The organism is Kushneria konosiri (genome assembly GCF_002155145.1).
Lineage (GTDB): Bacteria > Pseudomonadota > Gammaproteobacteria > Pseudomonadales > Halomonadaceae > Kushneria > Kushneria konosiri.
This window is the reverse complement of record NZ_CP021323.1, coordinates 3548450-3571839: the sequence shown is the minus strand read 5'-3', so window position 1 is coordinate 3571839 and position 23390 is coordinate 3548450. Positions and strand designations below refer to the sequence as shown.

The following is a 23390-nucleotide window of genomic DNA, read 5'->3' as shown; positions in this document are numbered from 1 at the left end:
TGTAGGGCGATGTTATTGAGTCGAGCCGCAGTGCAGCTCGCGATGGTGCGAAGTTTACCTGTTGCCGTGGCCGCCTTGCTACCGTGAAGACGAGACCTGGCGACTGGCAAGGCCCACGCCGCAGGCAGCCAGAAGCATGCCGCCAATCTGCAGGGCGCCGAGTGTTTCATCAAACAACAGCCAGCTCAGAAGCGCGACGACCGGGGGCACCAGATAAAAAAGCGATGCCACACTTGAGACCGAACCTCGACGGATCATGACCAGCAGCAGAGAAATGGCGCCCACTGACAGCCCGAACACCGACCATAAAAGACCGGTCCATGACTGCCAGTTCGATTCAAAGCGCAGGTTTTCGGTCATCAGTGCCACGGGCAGGGTTACGACGAAAGCGCCAATGAATTGAACGGCAGCGTTGGTACGAAGATCAGATCCGGGAGTAGTCCGCTTTTGCCAGATGGTGCCCAGCGTAATGCTCAGCATGGCAATCAGCACGGCCACCAGTGGCATGGGATCAATCTCGCCGAGATCCGTATGCAATCCTGGCAGCAATACCAGCATCGTGCCGATCAGGCCGATCAAAACGCCCAGCCACTGGCGCGCGTCCGGGCGCTCATCGAGCATGGAGCTGGCAAAAAGGGTTGTCGCAAGCGGCTGAAGCCCAACCACCAGGGCCGCCACGCCCGCTGGCAGGCCGCGATTGACTGCCCAGAAAACACCGCCCAGGTAGAGGCTCTGAAGCAGAATGCCGACCACCAGTGCCCGTGTCCAGGCGGCTCGTCCGCTTGGCCAGCGGGCGCCCACAGCCTGTGCGATCAGGGCAAACACCAGTGCGCTGAGCAAAAAGCGATAGCACAGGAAGGTGAGGGGGTCGGTCCAGGGTGCTACCAGCCTTGCGGCGATGAATCCGGTTGACCAGATGCCGACAAAGGCCAGCGGGATCAGGCGTTCAAGCATCATGACAGGCCGCTCCCGCGACAGTGATCGAGCCGCTCAGGCTGCGCTGAAACTGTGAAGTTGATTCATGGCGCGAGCCCAGTCGCCGCCCAGTGCCAATGGCAGAGTCGAGAGAGAGGCGTCGATGGCCTCGTCAATGGCCTGACGCTCGCTCTTGCCTGGGGCGCCCAGCACATAGTTGACCACCTGGCTGGCACTGCCGGGGTGGCCGATACCGAGTCTCAGGCGATAAAAATTCTTGTTCTGGCTCAGGGCATTGATGGTATCGCGCAGACCATTGTGGCCGCCGTGGCCGCCACCCTGCTTGTAGCGCGCCAGACCGGGTGCCAGATCCAGCTCGTCGTGAACCACCAGAAGCGACTCCGGTGGCAGCTTGTAAAAGGCCGCCAGTGCGCCGATCGACTGGCCGCTGTGATTCATGTAAGTGGAAGGGGCCAGAAGGTGTACGTCCCGGCCTTCAATGGTGGCGCGAGCGTAATGGCCCAGCAGCTTGCGTTCGGAGCGAAGCGTGGCGTGATAGCGACCGGCCAGCGCATCGATCAGCCAGAAGCCGGCATTGTGGCGGGTCTGTGTGTACTGGGCACCCGGATTGCCCAGCCCTATGATCGCTTTGATATCGCTCATGAGGCGTTCTCGCTTTTTGTCATCACAACGCCCTGCGGTGTATATGCAGGCCATAAAACGAAACGGCCGGGCGAGCCGGGCACAGGGCCCGGCCCGACCGGCCGTTAGGCATCAGATGGCAGACGCCATCCTTAGACCTGCTCGCCCTCGCCACCGTTGTCGGCTTCAGTGCGCGGTGCGTCATCGGACGACTCGCCTTCGCCTTCTTCATCGGTGCCACGATCCGGATGCGTGATCGTGACGATGCCGGTGTCGTGATCTTCACCATGGGTCAGTGCCACAATGGTGACACCCTTCGGCATCGGAATGTCGGACAGGTGCAGGGTATCACCCAGCGCCATGTTGGCGACATTGACTTCCAGATACTCGGGGAGGTCGGCCGGCAGGCAGCTGACTTCAACGTCATTGGCCAGTACGTGCAGAACGCCATCCTGTTCGCGAACACCCTTGCACTCTTCATCGCCTGCAAAGTGCAGCGGAACAGTGATGGTCAGCTCGTGAGTCGCATCAACGCGCATGAAGTCGGCGTGCGTGATCAGCTCCTTGTAGGGGTGACGCTGCAGATCACGAATGACTACCTGCTCCTTTTTGCCATCAATGTCGATATTGACGATGGAGGAGAAGAAGGCTTCTTCTTCAAGTGCCTTGTAGAAGGCCGGCTTGTCGATGGCGATCGGCTGCGGCTCGGCGCTGCCGCCATAGATGATGGCCGCGACACGTTCGTTCGCACGACGCAGGCGGCGGCTCGCACCTTTCCCCAGCGCCGTACGAGCGACAGCGGTCAGTTGATAATCATGTTTCATGGGTTGGACCCTCATTGGTTCAAGTCGAAAACGACACGGCCCGCGACCAGACCTGTGCCGTTTTATCGGGCTTTCGCATCACGCGAAAGCGGTTACCGGCGCGAGGTTAGTGAAACATCGCGCTGACGGATTCTTCATTGCTGACGCGGCGAATGGCTTCCGCAATCAGGCCGGCGACCGAGAGCTGTCGAATCTTGCCGCTGCGGCGGGCATGTTCGGACAGCGGAATGGTGTCCGCCACGACCAGCTCATCGAGCTGCGATTTCGTGATGTTGTCCACGGCCGGACCTGACAGGATGGCGTGTGTCGAATAGGCCAGTACGCGCCGGGCGCCGTGCGCCTTGAGTGCCTCGGCGGCCTTGCACAGGGTGCCGGCCGTATCGACCATGTCGTCGACCAGTACACAGGTGCGGTCCTTGATGTCACCGATGATGTGCATCACCTGGGCCTGATTGGCCGACGGGCGACGCTTGTCGATGATGGCAAGGTCTGCGTTGAGCTGCTTGGCAATGGCACGGGCGCGAACAACGCCGCCAACGTCAGGCGAGACGATGGCAATGTCGTCATAATTCTGGCGCTCGATGTCATCAAGCAGGATGGGTGAGCCGTAGACGTTATCAACCGGTACGTCGAAAAAGCCCTGAATCTGGTCGGCGTGAAGATCCATGGTCATGACACGATCCACGCCGGCCTTGACCATCATGTCGGCCACAACCTTTGCAGAAATCGGGACACGCGCCGAGCGAACACGACGGTCCTGTCGAGCGTAACCGAAGTAGGGGACGACAGCCGTAATACGAGTCGCACTTGCCCGACGCAGGGCATCCACCATCAGGATCAGTTCCATCAGGTTGTCATTGGTCGGTGCACAGGTCGACTGGAGAATAAAAACGTCCTTGCCGCGCACGTTCTCGTTGATCTCGACCGCGATCTCGCCATCGCTGAACTGGCCGACCGTGGCATGGCCCAGACGATTATCAAGACTCTCGGCCACCTTGCGGGCAAGCTCGGGGTTGGCGTTCCCCGCGAAGACCATCAGTTTAGACACGCGCAGCCACCTTTGGACGCTTGTAGAAAATCGGGGTGGTTTGAAGTCAAACGTGAGTGACATCGAAAGGAGATGGCTGGGGTACCAGGATTCGAACCTGGGAATGCCGGTACCAGAAACCGGTGCCTTACCACTTGGCTATACCCCAATAACCCTTGATGCAAGCGCTGACGTTCAATGCTTCATGATACTCCGGTATCCGAGAATACTCGAAGCCTGTTCAGAGCCTGATGCAGAGGAGAGATGTTACAACCGCGTGCCCTGAAAACGCTCCAGCGATCCGGGTACGCATGCCGAGCGACACCATAGAGTATCTCTCTTTCCAGTTCAAGCGCTGACGTTTCGCTCTCGAAAGGGCAGAAAACACAGGCGCCGGTTCCGGTCAGCATGGCGGGTCCGTACTGACGAAGCAGGTCAATGACCTCACCGATACCTGGTTCAAGCCTTCGCACCACGGCCTCGCAGTCGTTGTGACCTCCCTGCAGGGCGCGCGACATACTAATCAAGGGGGTATCGCGTGTCAATTGCGGATGGCCGAAGACACCGGCCGTCGATACGCTGACGCCGGGGTGGACCACGATAAACCAGGGCGTATCCAGCGCTGCCGGTATCAGTCGCTCCCCCACACCTTCTCCCCAGGCCGCAAAGCCGCGCACGAATACGGGCACGTCTGCGCCCAGCGACAGCCCAAGCGTTGCCAGCGTGTCAGTGCCCAGCTCAAGTTGCCAGAGATGATCAAGCGCCAGCAGGGTCGTGGCAGCATTGGAGCTGCCGCCGCCCAGACCGCCGCCCATGGGCAGTCTCTTGTCGAGCGTAATATCCACGCCGGGCACCGGCCTATCAACTGCGCTCTGCAGAAGCTGCGCGGCGCGAACGATCAGGTTGTTCTCGTGACGCACGCCCTCAATGGAGGGCGACAGGGTGATGGCATCGTCGTGGCGCAGGCGAAAATGCAGGGTGTCGCCATGGTCCAGAAACTGAAACAGGGTCTGCAGCTCGTGATAGCCATCGCAGCGTTTGCCCACAATATGCAGCATTCGATTGAGCTTGGCCGGTGATGGCAGGCTCAGGGAGCTCCTGTCTGTCGTAGCGGGCGCGGTCATGGCAGGTCGGCCTGCCCGGGTTGCCAGCGGTTGATCACCAGCGTGGTGCGGATGTCGTCATAGGTCATGATGATTCGGCGCGGCAGCCACAGGCCATCGGCCTGGCTCCAGTCACGATAATCGATATGCCAGCCGGCCTGATCCATTGTGTCGGGGAAGCCGACATCGTCTTCGCTCAAACGGTGCGGTCCGCGCGGGTCGGGAAGACCGCGCACCCAATAGACCAGCGAGGAGAGCGGCAGCGACCAGCCCATCTGCTGCGCCATCAGTTCTTCGGGCGTCGGCGCCTGAAAGGTGCCATCGCCATTGGTCAGCTTGACCTGGCGGCCGTTACCTTCCAGCGTATTGCGACCTGTGCCCCAGGGCCCGCTGACCGAAATGCGATATTGATCATTGCGCTGGGTCCAGTCGAGATTGGCACTTTGACTATCTTCCGGGGTGCGAATGCCGACCTTGCCGGCGGCCGTCCAGGTGTCCAGAGCTTCCAGTTGTGACTGCTGGGTTCGCCAGTCGCCGGGAAGGCGGTCCTGCTTCTGGGAGGGTGCCTGAGTGGCACAGCCGGCCAGAAGAGTGATCAGGGCGAGGGTCAGAAACTGTAGCGTGCGACCGATCGCAGTGCCTGATGTCATGGGGTAATCTCCTGGGAAGTGACAGTGGGTGAGGTCGTTGTCTGCGGTGGCGGGCTGAGCGGGGTCAGCAGCGGATAGCGGCTCAGCAGGTCATTAATGGTAGGGTGCGTGCGAAAGCGTGCCATGGCGCCCGCAATGATGCGTCGTGCCTGTTCGCTGTCACCGCTGGCCCAGAGCGCTTCTGATAGATGAGCCGCGACTTCTTCATCCGGCATCATGGCGTAGGCCTGCTTGAGCAGCGTGATGGCCTGATCAAGCTCGCCCAGATGAAAGTGCACCCAGCCCAGACTATCAATGACCGGGGCCGAATCCGGGGCCAGGCGGTGGGCGCGCTCCAGAAGCTTGAGGGCCTCTTCATGGCGATCGGTCTGCTCGGTCAGGGTGTATCCGAAGGCGTTGAGCGCATCGACATTGTCCGGATCGCGATCAAGCAGGGTGCGCATGTCACGCTCCATGCCCTTGAGGTCCTGGTGTTCGATGGCGCGAATGGCACGTAAATAAAGCAGGCTGTCATTGTCGGGCGCGCGGGTCCTGATGGTACTGTCGAGCAACTGATCGGCACGCGAGCGCTGATCGTTTTGATCCAGCAGGCTCAATGACAGCTGCATGAGCTCGGCGTACTGATCGGGATAGTTGCTTTCCTGAGTCTGCAGCCACTTCAGAGCATCATCGACGCGTTTTTGCTCGGAAAGCAGCTGTACGCCACGCACACGGGCCGCCATGAAATCCTCGCCTGCCGGGACGCGAGCGTACAGCGCCAGTGCCTGATCGATATCATCGAGTTGTTCGCTGGCAAGCCCTGCCAGCATGTAAAGCTCGCCAGAGCCGGCACCATCATCATCCAGTGCCGGCTTCAGTAGTCGTCGGGCCGCCTCGGGATGATCGTTGCGCAGATAAAGCCGAGCCAGTGCCAGGCGCAGCTGGAGGTTATCGGGCATGTCCTGCATCAGGCGGTCGAACTGCCTTTCGGCCGCGTCAACATCATTCATGGCGAGGTTGGCCTGTGCCATGGCCAGAACAAAGCGGTTATCATCCGGGGAAAGGTCATGGCCACGGCGGGCATGGTCAAGGGCACTGCCGGCATCATCCTGATCCAGCGCGATCTGGCTGCGCGCCAGCCAAAGGGCCGGAAGGTTGGCGTCCAGGGTTTGCGCCCGCTCAAGGTCCTGGTCTGCAGCGTCGTTATTGCCCTGTAGTGATTGAAGCAGGGCGCGGGTGATCAGCGCATGAGGCTGGTCGGGATGGCGCTTGAGATAGCTTGCAAGCGGAGCCTGCAGCTCCTCTGGATTGGCGCCGCTGGTAATGGCTTCTTCAAGAAACGATTCGAGATCGGCATCCTGGCCGCTGGCATCGACTTCCAGCAGCAGTGCCATGGCCGTTGCCCACTCCCCCTGGCCGGCCGCTGCAGCGGCCAGAATGCGACGTGGTGTCGCACTTTCGCGGTCCAGCGCCGCCCAGCGATTGGCGGCGGCCACTATCAGTTGCGGGTCATTGCTCATGCGGGCCATCTGTGTGGCGCGTTTTGCCAGCGCAGTGTCGTCATGACGCCGGCTCTGCTGCAGATAGGTGCGGGCGGCAAGCCCGATGTCGCCGCGCTGGGCGGCAATGTCGGCACCCAGCAGTGCGCCGAAAGTGGCGCCATCAAGCCGCTTGGGAGCAGCCTCGTCCTGCCAGCGGGTCGTGTCATCCGGCGCCTGAGTACTGGCACTGGTAGATGCCTGCGTGTCCGCTGCCATGGCGGGCATCGGCCAGAGTGTCGTGGGCAGCAACAGGGCGGCCATCGATAGCCATAATGTGCGTTGGCGCATCCGTGTCCTCATTGATGGCGAAACCTGCAGGGGGCTATGAGGGTGATGAAAGCGTTCCATCCCATGGTGCCCGGGGCTATGTTAGAATGTACGACCATGAAGTGCGAGCACCGTGCGGTAGGCAACCCTCCAGTGCTGCTCGCGCAGGAAATACGCACTGTATCACCGATAACGGACCTGACCTGACGGACTGGATACCTGACACATTATCCATGTCGTGTCTCAGCGTTCTACACGAACGTTACAGCTAATACGGTACCACGATGCTTCTTTCTCTAGGCATCAATCATAAAAGTGCGACCCTTGAAGTACGTGAACAGGTCGCTTTCTCTTCCAGTCAGATGGCATTGGCACTTGAAGACCTGACCTCCCTTGATGAGGTTGAGGAAGCTGCCATCCTGTCGACCTGCAATCGAACCGAGATCTATTGTCGGCTCGAGGGGGGAGATGAGCGTCTGGTACTTGAATGGCTTGGCCATTTCCATCGACTGCCCATCGATTCACTCGAGCACTGTGCCCGGTGGCATCGTGACGGTGAGGCCGTGCGCCATCTGATGCGAGTGGCCTGCGGGCTGGATTCAATGGTGCTGGGTGAGCCCCAGATTCTGGGCCAGATCAAAAGCGCCTATCAAACTGCCAGAACCCACCACACGCTGGGAAGCGATCTCGAGCGTCTCTTTCAGCATACCTTTGCCGTGGCCAAGCAGGTGCGTACTGAAACCGGGATCGGCGAGAACCCGGTGTCCGTGGCGTACGCGGCGGTCAATCTTGCCGGACGCATTTTCGACGATATTCGCCAGTCCCGGGCGCTGTTGATCGGTGCCGGTGAAACCATTGAGCTGGTCGCACGTCATCTGCGCGAAGCCGGCATTCAGGGCATTATCGTGGCCAATCGCACGCGTGAGCGCGCGCAGACGCTGGCCGATGAAGTCGGCGGTGTGGCCATTGGTCTTGACGAGCTGGAAAATGCGCTGGTGTGTGCCGACATCGTGATTTCCTCGACCGGCAGCCCGACACCGCTGCTGGGCAAGGGCATCGTCGAATCGGCGCTGAAAACGCGCAAGCACCGTCCCATCTTCATGGTGGACATCGCCATACCGCGGGACATCGAACCGCAGGTGGGCGAGCTTGACGATATCTTTTTGTACAGCATTGATGACCTCAACGACGTCATCAGCGAGAATCGTCGCTCGCGACAGGCCGCTGCCGATCAGGCGGAAGAGATGATTCTGGCCAACGTCTCGGCCTGGCAGCATGAGCGGCGAGTGCGCAGTGCCGGCGATCTGATCCGGCGACACCGTCATCAGGCCGAGCGGCTGCGTGCCGAGGCCGAAGCCGAAGCGCTGGCGGCCCTGTCCCGAGGACAGGACCCCGAACGGGTGATCCAGAAACTGACGCAGCAGCTGACCAATCGGCTGCTGCATGGTACGACTTCACGCATTCGCGCGGCTTCCGGTGCCGAGCGGGTGGATCTGATACAGGCTGCGGAGGAACTCTTGATCGACGACAGCGCGTTGCACCAGGAATCGCCATGAAGGCCTCGCTCAGAGACCGTCTCGACGGCTTTGCCGAACGTTTTGAAGAACTCTCCAGACTGCTTTCCGACCCGGGCGTCATTGGTGACCAGACCCGTTTTCGCAACTACTCGCGCGAGTATGCGGATCTGGAAGAACTGGTCGCCCAGTGGGCACGCTATCGCGCGTTCGAAGCCGACCGCGATAGCGCCCAGCAGATGCTCGAAGACAGCGACCCCGACATGCGTGCCATGGCCCATGACGAGGTCGCCGATATTGATGCCAGTCTTGAAGCGCTGGAGCCGCAGCTGCTGCAGCTTCTGATCCCGAAGGACCCGGACGATCAGCGCAGTGTCTACCTCGAGGTGCGCGCCGGCACCGGCGGCGATGAAGCGGCACTCTTTGCCGGCGATCTCTTTCGCATGTATTCGCGCTACGCCGAAAGCCGCGGCTGGAAGATGGAAACCATCAGCGCCAGCCACGGCGAGCAGGGCGGTTTCAAGGAGATCATCGCGCGCGTGGCCGGCGGTGATATCTATGCCCGGCTCAAGTTTGAATCCGGCGCTCACCGGGTGCAGCGAGTACCGGCGACCGAGTCCCAGGGGCGTATTCATACCTCGGCCTGTACGGTCGCCGTAATGGCCGAGGCCGACGAGGTGGCCGAAGTCGAGCTCAACCCGGCAGATCTGCGCATCGATACCTTTCGCGCCAGCGGCGCCGGCGGCCAGCACGTCAACACCACCGATTCAGCCATCCGTATTACCCACCTGCCGACCGGCACCGTGGTGGAGTGCCAGGACGAGCGCAGCCAGCACAAGAACCGTGCCCGTGCCATGTCACTGCTCGCGGCGCGCCTCAAGCAGAGTGCCGAAAGCGCCCGACAGCAGCAGCAGTCCGACACGCGCCGCTCGCTGGTGGGCTCGGGCGATCGCAGCGAACGCATTCGCACCTATAACTTCCCGCAGGGCCGAGTAACCGATCATCGAATCAATCTGACGCTCTACAAGCTGGGTGAAGTCATGACCGGGGCGCTGGATGACATCATCGACCCGCTGGTCCATGAATATCAGGCCGATCAGCTGGCGGCCATGACCGGTGAAAACGGCTGATAAAACCTTTATGCGCATTGATCAGGTCCTGTCGGAGGCTGTGGCTCGCCTTGCCCGTCACGCCTCGGGTGAGGCGGCCACGCCCCATCTTGATGCCCAGCTGCTGATGGCGCATGCACTGGGGCGCTCGCGCACCTGGCTCTATACCTGGGGGGATCGAGAGATTGAGGGTGCCGAGCTTGAACGCTTCAATGATCTGGTTGAACGGCGTGAAAAGGGCGAACCGGTGGCCTGGTTGCTGGGCTATCGAGAATTCTTTGGCCTGCGTCTGGCGGTCTCTCCTCACACCCTGATTCCACGTCCGGATACTGAAACGCTGGTCGAGCAGGCGCTACAGCGCATGTCGGCGACCGGCGGCGGTCGGGCGCTGGATCTGGGCACCGGCAGCGGTGCCATCGCCCTGGCACTGGCCTTCGAGCGTCCCGACTGGCACGTCACCGGCATCGATATCGTGCCGGAGGCGATTATGCTGGCGCGACGCAATGCCGAGACGCTCGACATCACCAATGTCTGCTTTGAAGAAAGTGATTTCTTCTCTGCGCTGGATCCTTCAGCGCGCTTTGAACTGATCGTCAGCAATCCCCCTTATATCGATAAGCTGGATGAGCATCTGGGGCAGGGCGATGTGCGCTTTGAACCCCGCTCGGCGCTGGTCGCGAAGGATCACGGCATGGCTGATCTGCTGCATCTGATCGACACCGCTCGCGCCTTTCTGACGCCTGAAGGCTGGCTGTTGCTGGAGCACGGTTTCCAGCAGGGTGAGCCGGTCAGGGCCGCACTGGTCGACGCCGGCTATCAACGCGTTGGTACCTGTCTTGATCTGGGCGGGCGTGAACGCATCAGTCTGGGGCAGTGGCCCATGGCTTCATCAGAATTGTTAAAAGGGGCAGGCTCATGAACGACGAGCAGCTCATGCGCTACAGCCGCCAGATCATGCTGAGTGAGCTGGATTACGACGGTCAGGTCCGGCTTATGGAAAGCCATGCACTGATCATCGGGCTGGGCGGACTGGGTTCGCCCGCGGCGCTATATCTGGCCGCTGCAGGCGTGGGAACGCTGACGCTGGCCGATGATGATCTTGTCGATCTGTCCAACCTTCAGCGCCAGATCGCCCATGGTGAAGCGGATATCGACCATTACAAGGCGCAGTCGGCGGCCGAGAGTATTGCAGCGATCAACAGTCACTGCCGCACGAAGGTCATCACCGAGCGGCTGCAGGGGAAAGTGCTTCAGCATGCGGTAGAACATGCCGATGTTGTGCTTGACTGCACGGACCGCTTCGAGAGTCGCGATGCGATCAACCGGGCCTGCGTCGCAGCCGGTACGCCACTGGTCTCTGGTGCTGCCATTCGTTTTTCAGGACAGCTCGCTGTTTTTGATGTTCGTGATGCGACCGCTCCCTGCTATGCCTGTCTTTATGGCGACAGTGGCGATGAAGGCCAGCTGACCTGCGCCGAAAGCGGCGTGATTGCGCCGCTGGTCGGCATGGTCGGCAGCTATCAGGCACTTGAAGCGTTAAAGCTCCTGAGCGGTTGCGGTACCTCTCAAAAGGGCCTCTCCACTTTCGACGGGCTTAGCGGCCAGTGGCGACATTTCGGCCTGGGGCGCGACCCGCACTGTCCGGTGTGTCAGTCGCGGGGTTGATCGCAATCTGTATGGCAAAAGCCGCGCCCTGAGCGCGGCTTTTTTGACGGTTCGAAACCATAAAGGCGTGAATTGTGCCGCCTCATGGCCCCTGCCGCGTTTTCCCACCATAATACTTTTCTAAACATCCCGACGAGCTGTCCCGATGACCGAGCACTCCTGGTATGCCCATTCTCGCAATCTCACGCTGGACAACACCGCGCCGCTGGCAGGCGCGCAGCGTTTCGACGTGGCGATTATCGGCGGTGGCGTGACCGGGTGCAGCGCGGCGCTGCATCTGGCCGAGCGGGGCTACCGGGTCGCGCTGCTGGAGGCGGGTGAGATCGGGGCGGGCGCATCAGGTCGCAGCGGTGGACAGATTTTGCCGGGGCTGGGCACGGAGCTGTCGGTCATTGAAAAATCGCTCGGACATCAGGCGGCCCGCGAAATCTGGACGATGAGTCGCGAGGCCGTGCGGTTGACGGAGGCGCTGATCGAGCGTCACGACATCGACTGCGAGTATTCGCGCGGTTATGTACATGCCGCCATCAAGCCGCGTCACGAGCGGGCCATGAAGGCCTGGCGTGATGAAATGGCCGGGCGTTTTGATTATGAGGGCCTTGAGTGGCTGGAGGGCGACGCGCTGCGCCACCATGTGGTCACCGATGCCTATCTCGGCGGGCTGTATGAGCGCGAGGCCGGGCATCTGCACCCGCTCAACTATACGCTGGGGCTGGCCCGGGCCGCACAAAATGCCGGCGCAGCGATTTTTGAGCACAGTCGCGTGAAGGCCGTGACGAAGGGTAAAACCGTTCGGGTCGATACCGACCAGGGGCAGATCGAGTGCGATCATCTGCTGGTCGCCGGTAACGCCTATCTGGGCGGACTGCTGCCGGTGCTTGAGCGCAAGATCATGCCGGTAGTGAACTACATCATTGCCACCGAGTGTCTGTCGGAGGCGCAGATGGCTCAGACCCTGCCGCGACGCGACGCTGTTTCGGATGCCAATTTTGTGCTGGACTACTATCGGCTTTCCCGTGATCGTCGTTTACTCTACGGCGGCCAGGTCAGCTACAGCGGACGCGAGCCGCGGGGGCTGGTGGATCTCATGCAGCGCAAGATGCGTGAACTTTTTCCGGCACTTGAAGGCGTGTCGATTGACTACCGCTGGGGCGGTCGGGTTGCGATCACGCGCAGCCGGGCGCCCCATTTTGGTCGGCTGGATCATAATATTCATTTTGTGCAGGGCTATTCGGGCCATGGCATGGCGCTGGCCGGGCTTGCCGGACAGTTGATGGCAGAGACCGTGGCCGGCCAGTCCGAGCGCTTTGATCTATTTGCCGGCATGACGCATCTCGACTTTCCCGGTGGCTCCCGGCTTCGCACGCCGCTGCTGGTATTGGCCACCACCTTTTATCGGTTAAGGGATCGACTGTAGGGCGCCATTGCGCCGACATTCGATGCCCGAATCACACGAACAGACAATGATCAGGGGGACACTGCTCGATGGCAGAACGCTCACCGACCGCCTCACCCGGCGGGCCTTTTTCATCAGCCGAGAGCACCCCGGGTAGCGAGGCCAGTGCGGCGCGCGACGCGTCCTCCATTAGCCTGAAAGGCATTCGCAAGGAGTATCCGGGTGGGGTGGTGGCGCTGGAAAGCGTGGATCTCGACATTCGCGCCGGAGAATTCTTTACGCTGCTGGGCCCCTCCGGCTGTGGCAAGACCACGCTTTTGCGCATGCTGGCAGGTCTGGATGAACCCAGCGGTGGCACGCTTGCCATTGGCGGGGTGGATGTCACCGACACGCCGCCTCACAAGCGCAGCGTCAATACGGTCTTTCAGTCCTATGCGCTCTTTCCACATCTGTCAGTGCGCGACAACATCGCTTTTGGTCTGAAAATGCGGGGCGTGGCGCGTGCCGAGCGGGAACAAAAGGTGGCGGAGATCGCCGAGTTCATCAAGCTCGGCTCGCTGGTGGATCGCCGGGTCGATCAGCTCTCCGGTGGTCAGCGACAGCGTATCGCGCTGGCTCGCGCGCTGATCTGTGAACCGGACGTGTTGCTGCTTGATGAGCCGCTCTCGGCGCTGGATGCCGGGCTTCGCAGTCAGCTGCAGGTCGAACTGTTGCGCACGCAAAAGCGACTGGGCATGACGTTTGTGTTTGTTACCCATGACCAGGAAGAGGCCATGGTCATGAGTGATCGCATCGCGGTGTTAAACGATGGGGTCATTCAGCAGATCGGCACGCCGCAGGAAGTCTATGAGCGCCCGGTCAATCTGTTCGTGGCGCGCTTCATGGGCCATGACAATCTGTTTCCGATCTCGGCAAGAGAGGGAATGACGGTCACCACGCCGATCGGGGCACTGGAGACCGAAGACAAAAGCGAAGGGAAGGTGGCCCTGATTCGCCCGGAAACGCTGGAGCTGACCTCGCCCGGTGCGCCGAGCGTCGAGCCGGGCAAAAAGCTCAATACTCTCATGTGTCGCGTCGTTGAGCGTTTTTATCGTGGCAGCAACGTCGAATATCGTCTGTCTCATCAAAATGGCGCGCAGCACAACGAATTGATTGCCGAAATTTCCAATACCGGCGAGCGCCTCTTTCGCGTCGGTGATGAGGTCAAGGTCGAAATCTATCCCGAGGATGTGGTCATGCTGGCCGACGAGGAGGGCGCATGAGCCGGGTGGATGCGGTCTGGCGCCGTCGACGCCGTCGGGAGACCCGTCATCTTCTGGTGAGCGTCCTGCCGGGGGCCCTGTGGATTTTTATCTTTCTGGTGCTGCCCAGTGCCTATTTGATGTCGGTGGCCTTCATGACCAACGGCGGTTTCGGCCAGCCGCAGATGCCGTTGACGCTGGATGCCTTTCGTAATCTGGCCGGCTTTGGTTTTCTGGGCTGGAGCCCGGGCAATCTCTATACGCTCTGGCGCTCGATCTTTCAGTCCGTCATCTCGCTGGCGCTGGTGGTGATGGTGGCCTATCCAATCGCCTGGTACATCTCCATGTGCCGGCCGCGGCTGCGCGCGATCATGCTGCTGGCGGTGGTGGTGCCGTCCTGGACCAATCAGGTCATTCGAGCCTTTGGCTGGATGAATCTGCTCTCGCCGGGCACGCCGCTGTCAACGCTGGCGGAAAACATGGGGCTGATTGCGCCCAATATGGGCCTTTTTCCGTCCGATTTTGCCGTGACGCTGGGGCTGGTCTACAACTTTTTGCCCTTTATGGTGCTGCCGCTGTATGCCGCGTTCGAAAAGCTCGATCATGCCCAGATCGAGGCGGCGCGCGATCTCTATGCCTCACCGCTGCGGACCTTTTTTGTCGCCGTGCTCCCCCAGACCCTGCCGGGGCTGCTGGCAGGGTCCGTGCTGGTCGCCATCCCGGCCTTTGGCATGTACGTCATTCCTGAGCTTCTGGGCGGCGGGCGCTCGCAGATGCTGGGCAATCTGGTCGCGAGCCAGTTCGGTGAGGCTGCCAACTGGCCACTGGGCGCAGCCGGTGCCCTTCTGATGCTTTTGGCAACGCTTCTGGGGCTTGTGATACTGCGCCGCATGGGCCGCCGCCTGGGCGGTGGTACCGAGATGGTGATCTAGGAGAACGGCATGCAAAACCGGAGTTTCAGGAAGGGCCTTGCCGTTTTCTGGTGGCTGACGCTGATTTTTCTTTACGCGCCGCTTTTGGTGGTGATGGTGTTTTCGTTCAACAGCATCAATACCTCGGCGCGCTGGGGTGGCTTTTCGCTGCGCTGGTATGACCGCTTGATGCACAATGATGTGGTGATCAACGCCATCAGCCATACGCTGCTGCTGGCGGTTATTTCCTCGATCATTGCCGTCATTCTGGGTGCGATGATCGGTTACGGGCTTTACAAGCATCGGGCACGCCGGCTCGGGCTTTTGATCGTACTGATTTACCTGCCGATCGTGATGCCCGACATCGTCTTCGGTATCGCCGACATGGCGTTTTTCGTGCAGATTCATCGCCTGACCGGACTGCTGTCGCCAGGGCTTGGGACCATGGTGATTGCCCATGTGACCTTTCAGATTCCGTTCGTGGCGTTGATTGTCTACTCCCGCTTTGTGGGGCTGGATGCGACGCTTTTTGATGCCGCAAAGGATCTCTACGCCAGCCCCTGGCAGCGGATGCTGCATTTCATTTTGCCGACGCTCAAGCCGGCACTGCTATCGGCCTTTTTCCTGTCGTTTACGCTGTCGGTGGATGATTTCGTCATCAGCTTCTTTACGGCGGGGCCGGAAAGCGCGACGCTGCCGATCTATATCTGGGGCGCCATACGTCGCGGTATTTCGCCGGAGATCAATGCCATTGCTACGCTGATGATTGCCTCGGTAGCACTGGTGGCCGTACTGAGTCTGCTGTTCAACCGTCGCCGCGTGTAAGCGTGGCGTCGGTCTTATAAAAAACGCCATACCATGATCATTCAGGGGACCCGCCAATGACTCTATTTTCATCCCGCCCGGCACTGCTGGCCGGTGCCATTGCCGCCGCCATGTTCTCAAGTACCGCCGGCGCGGCCGAGCGTCTCTACGTGTTCAACTGGACCGATTACATGGATCCGGAGATCATCGAGGCGTTCGAGAAGCAATACGACGTGGAAGTGGTGCAGAACTACTACGGCTCGCTGGGGGAGATGTATTCCAAGCTGCAGGCCGGTGGCGTATCACAGTATGACATCGTGGTGCCCACGAACTATTTCGTACCTCGCATGATCGAGGCAGGGCTTTTGCAGCCGCTGGACAAGTCGCAGCTGCCCAACATGTCCAATCTGATGTCGCGCTTCGTCAACCCGCCCTACGACCCGGATAATCAGTACAGCGCGCCCTATCTGTGGGGGTCTACCGGGTTGATCATCAATACCAAAACCTTCCCGGAGGCAGCGCCGAGCTGGTCAATGGTCTTTGATGAGTCGGCCAACCCTGATCAGCCGTTTTCAATGCTCAAGGATGGTCAGGTCATGTTTGGCGCAGCGTGCGCGTTTCTGGGCAAGCCCTACAACTGCACCGATCAGCAGGACATGGTCGAGGCAGCCAAACTGATGCTCAAGACCAAGCATCGCACCAATTTTACCGGCTTTACCGATTCCACCCCGGTGCTGGGACAGGTATCACGCGGTGTGAATACACTCGGGGTGACCTACAACGGCGACTATCTGCAGTACCGGGAAGATGACCCGGAAGGCTACGCCAACACCGAATTCGTGATCCCGAAGGAGGGCTCGGAGCTCTGGGTGGATAACATGGTGATTCCGGCACGCGCCCCGCATCCCGAGCTGGCGCACAAGTTCATCAACTTCATTCTGGACGCCGAGGTCGGTGCGCAGCTGTCGAATTACACGTTCTACTCCACGCCCAACGAAGCAGCGGTGGCGAACCTTGAGGAAGTGCTCAAGCAGCCGCCGTCATTGCCCAGCGATGAAGACATGGCACGGCTGAAGTTCACGCCGACGCTGTCGGGCAAGGACCTGCAGCGCTATCAGCAGCTGTGGAATGAAGTGCAGTCACGTTAAGGCGCGTGACGGGCTGTCTGTCATCAGGCGGGCAGTCCCTTTCATGCCTGTGATCAGGCTCGGCTGGGGAGGCCGACATGACGCTAAAGCATCATCCGGTAGTACTGACGGACTGGTTTGAAGAGCATCGCATCACCGAGGTGGAGTGTCTGGTCAGCGATCTGACCGGCATTTTGAAGGGCAAGATCATGCCGGCCGGCAAGTATCTCAACGGCGGGCGGCCGCGCCTGCCGGACTCGATCTTTATCCAGTCGGTCACCGGTGGCTATCCCGATGATGAGGCCCTGCGCTTCTGGAACGCCGCCGAGCTCGACATGCAGCTGATAGCCGACCCGGCGGCGGCCTACCTCGTGCCCTGGGCGGAAGACCCCACTGCCCAGATCATTCACGACTGTTATTACATGAACGGCGAGCCGGTTGAAATCGCGCCGCGCCATGTTCTGAAGCGGGTGCTGGCCCTTTATGAGGCCCGCGGCTGGAAGCCGGTCATCGCCCCCGAAGTCGAGTTCTATCTGGTCAAGACCAATACCGATCCCGACTATCCGCTGGAGCCGCCGATCGGGCGTTCCGGACGACAGGAGAGCGGGCGCCAGTCGTTTTCCATCGATGCCGTCAACGAATTTGACCCGCTGTTTGAGGAGATGTACGACTACTGCGAGGCGCAGCAGCTCGACATTGATACCCTCATCCACGAAGAGGGCGCCGGACAGATGGAGGTCAACTTCCAGCACGGCGATCCGCTTTATCTGGCCGATCAGGTGGTGATCTTCAAGCGTACCCTGCGCGAGACCGCGCTGCGTCACGGCATGTATGCCACCTTCATGGCCAAGCCCATGGCCAATGAGCCGGGCAGTGCCATGCACCTGCATCAGAGTCTGGTGGATGCCGAAACCGGGGAAAACCTGTTTGCCGGTGACAACGGCCAGCCCAGTGAGCTTTTCATGAACTATATCGGCGGGCTGCAGACCTGGATGCCGGCTGCCATGCCGTTCTTTGCTCCCAACGTCAATTCCTGGCGGCGGTTGATGCCCAATGAATACGGCGGCTCTGCGCCCACCAATGTCGAGTGGGGGTATGACAATCGCACCGTGGGGCTGCGGGTACCGGTCGGCAACGCCGAGGCGACGCGAGTGGAAAATCGTCTGCCCGGCGCCGATGCCAACCCGTACCTGGTGATGGCCGCCTCGCTGGCCTGCGGCTATCTGGGCATGATGAGCCGGCTTCAGGCGCGCCCGCCGCTGACCGGCACCGCCTGGACCGGTGGTGTGGCGCTGCCCAATGATGTCGGTCCGGCACTGGATGCCCTCGATGCCTGTGAGGCGCTGGCAGATGTGCTCGGCGAGCGCTTCGTCAAGAGCTATCTGGCGGTCAAGCGTGCCGAGCATCTGGCCTATTACCGGGTGATCAGCTCGTGGGAGCGCGAGCATCTGCTGCTGCGGGTCTAGGCCCTGTTAAACGGGCATCAGGCCCTGATGCCTCGCGATCCGGGCACAACAACAAACGATGAAGGCAGGGAACGATATAATGACGCGATCATGGTGGTGGCGAACCAGCGCCCTGATGCTGGCCGGTGTAAGTCTGGCCGCCAGTGCCGGCGAAGAGCGGGGCGATACGCTTTATCTCTTTAACTGGACGGAGTACATGCCACCGCAGGTGGTGGAGGATTTCGAGCGCGAATATGACGTGCGTGTCGTGCAGAACTTTTTTACCTCCAACGCCGAGATGTTCACCAAGCTGCGCAGTGGCGGTGATGCCCAGTACGATGTTGTTGTCCCCACCGACTATTTTGTCCCACGCCTGATCGCTGCCGATCTCATCCAGACGCTGGACCATGACAGGCTGCCGGGCCTTGAGAACCTTTTGCCGGAGTTTCAGGACCCTGCCTATGATCCGGGCAATCGTTACAGCGTGCCCTATCAATGGGGCGTGACCGGTATTGTCTTTGATTCGCGGGTACTGGATGACGTACCGCGCAGCTGGTCGGCGCTGTTTGATCCCGAGGTGAATGCGCAGGCGCCCTTTACCCTGCTGGGCGGTGATCCGCAGGTGCTGTTCGGCGCTGCCTGTGCCTCACTGGGCTACGGCTTTGACTGCACGCAAAGGGATCAGTGGATCGCCAGCGCGCGGCAACTGATGGAGACCAAAAGCCGCTCGAACTTCATCGGCTTTATCGATAGCACCGCGACCATCGATCAGATCGTGCGCGGTGTCAGCGCCATGGGCATGACCTATAACGGCGATCTTGCCTGGCGTCAGGCCGAGGACCCGGAGACCTACGGTCACCTGCGCTTTTTCGTGCCCGAGGAGGGCAGTCAGCGCGGTATCGATACGCTGGTGATCCCGAAGCGGGCGCCGCATCCAGAGCTTGCGCAGGCGTTCATTGCCTATACCCTGCGCCCGGATGTGGCTGCGCGCATCAGTAATTACACCTTTTATGCGACCCCCAATGCGGCGGCACTCGATCAGCTTGACGACGCCTTGAAACAACCGCCTTCGGCGCTCAGTGAGAAAGAGCGCTCACGACTGGTGTTTGTCCCCCTGATCGACAAGGCGCAGCTCGGGACGCTTTCGCAGCTCAACAATGAAATGCGCAGTCGCTAAACCACAACGGCCCGACACCTCGGGCCGTGATGTACGGTAAAACGTCATGACCCAGTCTGAATCTGCATCAAATCACCGCGACGGCCACACCCGCTCGCTCTATGCCGCCACCATGAATCCGGCACCCGAGCGGCCGGCGCTTGTCGGTCATCAAAGCGTGGATGTCTGTGTGGTCGGCGCCGGCTTCACCGGTCTCTCAAGCGCCCTGCATCTGGCCGAGCAGGGCTTTCGCGTCGCGGTGCTTGAGGCGCAGCACGTCGGTTTTGGGGCGAGCGGTCGCAATGGTGGGCAGATTGTTAACAGCTATAGCCGCGACATGGACATGATCGAGGCGCGCTTTGGGGAAGCCTCTGCCCGGGCGCTCGGTGACATGGCCTTCGAGGGCAATCGCATCATCCACGAGCGTATCGAGCAGTACGCCATTCAGTGCGATCTCAAAAACGGCAATCTCTTTGCCGCCTGCAATGACAAACAGCTGGATGCGCTCAGACACCACAAGACACTGTGGGAAAAATACGGCCACAAGACGCTGGAACTGCTGGAGGGCGATGCCTATCGCCGCGAGATCGGCAGCGCGCGGTATAAGGGCGCGCTGCTTGATCACTCCGGTGGCCATCTGCATCCGCTCAATCTTGTGCTGGGACAGGCCGCGGCGTTTGAGTCCCTTGGCGGTGTGATTTTCGAGCACTCGCCCATGACGCGCCTCGAGCACGGCGAGCGAGTGAAGGTGCATACCGCCGGGGGTGTGATCGAGGCCGAGCGCGCGGTCATCGCCGGCAATGCCTACCTGGGCGATGTTGTGCCTGAACTGGCGGATCGCTCCATGCCCTGCGGCACCCAGGTCATCGCCACTGAAGTGCTTGATGAAGCGACCGCGCAGCGGCTTTTGCCCACCGATCGTGCCGTCGAGGACAGCAACTATCTGCTCGACTACTACCGTCTCTCTGGCGAACGCCGGCTGATTTACGGTGGCGGCGTGACCTACGGCGGTGGCGACCCGGAAAGCATTGAAGGGGCCATTCGCCCCAAGCTTTTGAAGACCTTTCCCGAGCTTGAAAACGTCAGAATCGATTACGCCTGGAGTGGCAATTTTCTACTGACGCTGAATCGACTGCCGCAGTTCGGGCGACTCAACCATAACGTCTATTACGCTCAGGGCTACTCCGGGCACGGGGTGACGGCTTCGCATCTGGCCGGACGGCTGGTGGGAGAAATCATCAAGGGCGACAGTGCGCGCTTTGACGCCTTTGTCAATATCCGTCACCTGCCGTTCCCCGGAGGGCGACGCTTTGCCGTGCCGTTTTCCGCCATGGGCGCCTGGTACTACGCGCTGCGCGACCGGTTGGGCGTGTGATGGCGGCGCCATGTCACACCGGCGGTTCAGGCCGGTGAGCGCACACGTTTTTGCCATTGTCCTGTGCGCTGCCGCACTGCACGCCGGCTGGAATGCGCTGGTGCGCGTGGGGCTTGATCGGCTGCTGGCGGTCACGCTGATCCAGGTAGGTGCAGGCATTCTGGCGCTGGTCATGCTGCCCACCGTCAGCGTTCCTGTTGCAGCGGCCTGGCCCTGGCTTCTGCTCTCGGCCGTTTTGCATGTGGGCTATAACGTGTTTCTGGCGCGGGCCTATGCCAGCGGCGATTTCGGGCAGGTATATCCCATCGCGCGAGGGTCAGCACCCTTGATTGTGGCGCTGGTCGGGCTGATGGCACTGTGGGATCAGCCCTCACTGACCGGCTATGTTGGAGTAATGCTGCTGACAGGCGGGATCTGGTGGATGGCCGTGCGCGGTGCCGGCAGCAAAAATCTGCCGCGCGCCGGACTGACCAGTGCCCTTGTGACGTCTGCCTTCATCGCCTCCTATACGCTCAGTGATGGGCTGGGTGCCCGTGCCAATCACGATGCCATTGGCTATGTGTTCTGGCTTTTTGCGCTCAATGGGCTGTGCATGGGGCTTTTGCTATGGGCCATGCGCGGGCGTCAGACGCTGGCGGCCATTGCGGGGCATTACCGTGTCGGGCTGTTGGGTGGGGCAATGTCGATGGCCGCCTACGGAGCGACCATCTGGGCGATGAGTCAGGCGCCGATCGCACTGGTGGCGGCGCTGCGTGAATCCAGCGTGCTGTTTGCGCTCGCGATTTCGTCGCTCTTTCTGGGCGAGCGCCTGAGCCGTCAGCGGCTGGTGGTCGGGGTGATTATTCTGTGCGGAGTGGCATTGCTGCGGCTGGGCTAAAAGCGTTGCCTGAAGGCGCGGATAAGCATGGGGGAGACGACAAGACAAAGCCAGGCACTGGCGAGAAACAGCAGCGACCATGCCAGCAGAAATCCGATACCCACGATAAACAGCGGCTCGATCGGCAGCAACGTCATTGCAAAAAGGATCTGCCCGGTGAGACAGCCTGCATGGAGAGCCGATAGGGGACCGGACGTCACAAGTGCTGACGCGATGCCGGCCAGTACCAGGGCCACGCTGTAATACAGGCCGCTATCCCAGGGCTCCGTGTGGCCATTTGTCAAAGGGGACAGCGCCCAGATGGCAGCCCCTGTCGCCATGGCTACCGAGAAGGTCAGCAAGCTCGAGTGACGCATGTGCATTGACACCTCATAAGCATTTTATCGCCTCTGTACATGCGTCAGGCAGGGGTGATTCGTGGTTGTTCAGCACTTACACCAGTCGCAGATACCAGTCATATTCCAGCGCGCTGACGGTGCGCTGCGCCAGTGCGCGCTCGGCCTGACGGTTGGCATAGTAGATATGCTGAAAGGCTCGTCCGAGTCGCTCGCCCAGCACATCGCTTTCCATCCACAGCTCCAGCGCCACACCCCAGGAATCGGGCAGGGTGGCCTCAAGCTGGGTGTAGGCGTTGCCCTCGATCGGTGCCGGCGGTGTCAGTGCTTCATCAAGTCCATGGGCCATGGAGGCCAGCAGCACGGCACACAATAGATAGACGTTGACGTCGGCTCCGGCGACACGATGTTCAAGCCGCGTGGCGGCTACCGGGCCCGAGGGAATACGGACGGCCACCGAGCGGTTATCCAGCCCCCAGGAGGGTGTCATCGGCACGTAAAGCCCGGGCTGAAAACGGCGAAAGGCGTTGAGGTTGGGCGCACAGACTGCCATCGAGGCCGGCATCAGCTCCAGTACCCCTGCGATGGCCTGATGCAGCAGTGCGCTCCCCATGGGGTTCTTGTCCTCGGCGGCAAAAACGTTGCGGCCCTGTTCATCGAGCAGGCTGATATGAACATGGGTGCCGCTGCCGGCTTCATTGCCCCAGGGTTTGGCCATGAAGGTGGCTTCGAACCCCTGCTGCTGGGCCACTCCCTTGATGGCGCGCTTGAGCATGACAGCATCATCGCAGGCACGCAGGGCGTCGCTGCGGTGGCGCAGGTTGATCTCGAACTGCCCCGGCGCGCACTCCTTTAATGCCGTATCCAGCGGCAGGCCCTGCTGGGTACAGGCTTCGTGAATGGCGTCGATGAAATCGGCGTATTCATCCAGTTCGCTGATTGAATAGAGCTGGCTGGAGCGTGCGCGCTCACCGGTCAGCGGCGAGCGCGGTGGCTGGGGCTGGCCACGGTCATTGCGCTCGGCATCGAGCAGGTAGAATTCCTGCTCGATGGCGATCACCGGGGTCAGCCCCTGGCGGGTAAACCCTGCCAGCACCCGCGCCAGCACCTGACGCGGGTCAGCATGCCAGCCGCTGCCATCCGGTTCGACCATCGTCATCAGAAGCTGCGCTGTCGGCGTACGCTGGTGCCAGGAGACAGGCACCAGCGTACCGGTAATCGGCATGCAGGCGCGGTCGCCATCGCCGCTGTCGAGCCCCAGCCCTGTCTCTTCGACCGTATTGCCGGTGATGTCGAGAGCGAAAATGGAGGCAGGCAGGTTGATGCCGCTGGTATAGGCCTCTTCAAGGCTGGCGCGCGGAATGCGCTTGCCACGCAATACGCCGTTGAGATCACTGATCAATACATCGATCTGGGTAATATCAGGATGATCTTCCAGAAACTGGCGTGCCTCAAGGGTATCAACGGCAGGGATGTCGGTCATGATC

Annotated in this window: 22 protein-coding genes and 1 tRNA gene; 13 read left to right on the top strand and 10 right to left on the bottom strand. The window is 60.9% G+C overall.

The features are described from left to right. Nucleotides 1-78: 78 nt before the first annotated feature. The 8 genes from B9G99_RS16585 to B9G99_RS16550 all read right to left on the bottom strand — a co-directional run bounded on the left by B9G99_RS16585 (nucleotide 79) and on the right by B9G99_RS16550 (nucleotide 6969). Nucleotides 79-957, bottom strand: coding sequence for a DMT family transporter (locus B9G99_RS16585; protein WP_227875853.1), 879 nt, complete (start codon nucleotides 955-957; stop codon nucleotides 79-81). 33 nt (nucleotides 958-990) lie between these two features. Beyond that, nucleotides 991-1578, bottom strand: coding sequence for an aminoacyl-tRNA hydrolase (pth, locus tag B9G99_RS16580; RefSeq protein ID WP_086623175.1), 588 nt, complete (start codon nucleotides 1576-1578; stop codon nucleotides 991-993). Nucleotides 1579-1709: 131 nt separating this feature from the next. Then, complete coding sequence (locus B9G99_RS16575; protein WP_086623174.1) at nucleotides 1710-2381, bottom strand: 50S ribosomal protein L25/general stress protein Ctc; 672 nt, start codon at nucleotides 2379-2381, stop codon at nucleotides 1710-1712. Nucleotides 2382-2487: 106 nt separating this feature from the next. Next, nucleotides 2488-3429, bottom strand: coding sequence for a ribose-phosphate pyrophosphokinase (locus B9G99_RS16570; protein ID WP_174678772.1), 942 nt, complete (start codon nucleotides 3427-3429; stop codon nucleotides 2488-2490). Nucleotides 3430-3502: 73 nt separating this feature from the next. Beyond that, nucleotides 3503-3577 (bottom strand) — tRNA-Gln (locus B9G99_RS16565). Nucleotides 3578-3611: 34 nt separating this feature from the next. Then, nucleotides 3612-4532: a 4-(cytidine 5'-diphospho)-2-C-methyl-D-erythritol kinase gene (gene ispE, locus B9G99_RS16560; protein ID WP_086623172.1), complete on the bottom strand. Its 921-nt coding sequence runs from the start codon at nucleotides 4530-4532 to the stop codon at nucleotides 3612-3614. Beyond that, nucleotides 4529-5161, bottom strand: coding sequence for a lipoprotein insertase outer membrane protein LolB (lolB, locus tag B9G99_RS16555; RefSeq protein WP_086623171.1), 633 nt, complete (start codon nucleotides 5159-5161; stop codon nucleotides 4529-4531). The genes ispE and lolB overlap by 4 nt, the downstream gene beginning before the upstream one ends. After that, complete coding sequence (locus tag B9G99_RS16550) at nucleotides 5158-6969, bottom strand: tetratricopeptide repeat protein (protein ID WP_158521532.1); 1812 nt, start codon at nucleotides 6967-6969, stop codon at nucleotides 5158-5160. Before B9G99_RS16550 ends, lolB begins: the two co-directional genes overlap by 4 nt. Nucleotides 6970-7232: 263 nt before the next feature. Between B9G99_RS16550 and hemA the strand changes: the two genes are divergently transcribed. From hemA to B9G99_RS16485, 13 genes are all read left to right on the top strand, one after another. Continuing rightward, nucleotides 7233-8504 carry a glutamyl-tRNA reductase gene (gene hemA, locus B9G99_RS16545; protein WP_086623169.1) on the top strand — a complete coding sequence of 424 codons (1272 nt, stop codon included), beginning with the start codon at nucleotides 7233-7235 and terminating at the stop codon, nucleotides 8502-8504. Continuing rightward, nucleotides 8501-9592 (top strand): peptide chain release factor 1, encoded by a 1092-nt coding sequence (gene prfA, locus B9G99_RS16540; RefSeq protein ID WP_086623168.1) that lies wholly within the window; start codon nucleotides 8501-8503, stop codon nucleotides 9590-9592. Before hemA ends, prfA begins: the two co-directional genes overlap by 4 nt. 10 nt (nucleotides 9593-9602) lie before the next feature. Then, nucleotides 9603-10490, top strand: a complete 888-nt coding sequence (prmC, locus tag B9G99_RS16535; RefSeq protein ID WP_086623167.1) for a peptide chain release factor N(5)-glutamine methyltransferase — start codon at nucleotides 9603-9605, stop codon at nucleotides 10488-10490. Further along, entirely contained in the window at nucleotides 10487-11236 is a 750-nt protein-coding gene (locus tag B9G99_RS16530) for a HesA/MoeB/ThiF family protein (protein ID WP_086623166.1), read from the top strand. Before prmC ends, B9G99_RS16530 begins: the two co-directional genes overlap by 4 nt. Nucleotides 11237-11381: 145 nt before the next feature. Continuing rightward, nucleotides 11382-12653, top strand: coding sequence for an NAD(P)/FAD-dependent oxidoreductase (locus B9G99_RS16525; protein ID WP_086623165.1), 1272 nt, complete (start codon nucleotides 11382-11384; stop codon nucleotides 12651-12653). Nucleotides 12654-12721: 68 nt separating this feature from the next. Next, a complete protein-coding gene (locus B9G99_RS16520) occupies nucleotides 12722-13894 on the top strand; it encodes an ABC transporter ATP-binding protein (protein WP_086623164.1) in 1173 nt (390 codons plus the stop codon). Continuing rightward, nucleotides 13891-14805 (top strand): ABC transporter permease, encoded by a 915-nt coding sequence (locus B9G99_RS16515; RefSeq protein WP_086623163.1) that lies wholly within the window; start codon nucleotides 13891-13893, stop codon nucleotides 14803-14805. The genes B9G99_RS16520 and B9G99_RS16515 overlap by 4 nt, the downstream gene beginning before the upstream one ends. Nucleotides 14806-14814: 9 nt before the next feature. Continuing rightward, the gene (locus B9G99_RS16510) at nucleotides 14815-15609 is read left to right on the top strand and encodes an ABC transporter permease (RefSeq protein WP_086623162.1); all 795 of its coding nucleotides are present in this window, start codon (nucleotides 14815-14817) and stop codon (nucleotides 15607-15609) included. A 56-nt stretch (nucleotides 15610-15665) separates the two neighbouring features. After that, nucleotides 15666-16736: an ABC transporter substrate-binding protein gene (locus tag B9G99_RS16505; protein ID WP_086623161.1), complete on the top strand. Its 1071-nt coding sequence runs from the start codon at nucleotides 15666-15668 to the stop codon at nucleotides 16734-16736. A gap of 77 nt (nucleotides 16737-16813) precedes the next feature. Continuing rightward, entirely contained in the window at nucleotides 16814-18181 is a 1368-nt protein-coding gene (locus tag B9G99_RS16500) for a glutamine synthetase family protein (RefSeq protein ID WP_086623160.1), read from the top strand. Nucleotides 18182-18260: 79 nt separating this feature from the next. Next, nucleotides 18261-19337 carry an ABC transporter substrate-binding protein gene (locus tag B9G99_RS16495; protein ID WP_086623159.1) on the top strand — a complete coding sequence of 359 codons (1077 nt, stop codon included), beginning with the start codon at nucleotides 18261-18263 and terminating at the stop codon, nucleotides 19335-19337. Nucleotides 19338-19383: 46 nt separating this feature from the next. Then, nucleotides 19384-20691 (top strand): NAD(P)/FAD-dependent oxidoreductase, encoded by a 1308-nt coding sequence (locus B9G99_RS16490; protein WP_086623158.1) that lies wholly within the window; start codon nucleotides 19384-19386, stop codon nucleotides 20689-20691. A gap of 34 nt (nucleotides 20692-20725) precedes the next feature. Then, on the top strand, nucleotides 20726-21568 hold the full coding sequence (locus B9G99_RS16485; RefSeq protein WP_086623536.1) for an EamA family transporter: 843 nt from the start codon (nucleotides 20726-20728) through the stop codon (nucleotides 21566-21568). Here B9G99_RS16485 and B9G99_RS16480 read toward each other — a convergent pair. Together B9G99_RS16480 and B9G99_RS16475 are read right to left on the bottom strand one after the other, a co-directional pair. Beyond that, nucleotides 21565-21924, bottom strand: coding sequence for a hypothetical protein (locus tag B9G99_RS16480; protein ID WP_086623535.1), 360 nt, complete (start codon nucleotides 21922-21924; stop codon nucleotides 21565-21567). The genes B9G99_RS16485 and B9G99_RS16480 overlap by 4 nt on opposite strands. A 76-nt stretch (nucleotides 21925-22000) precedes the next feature. Continuing rightward, nucleotides 22001-23386, bottom strand: coding sequence for a glutamine synthetase family protein (locus tag B9G99_RS16475; RefSeq protein WP_086623157.1), 1386 nt, complete (start codon nucleotides 23384-23386; stop codon nucleotides 22001-22003). Nucleotides 23387-23390 lie beyond the last annotated feature (4 nt).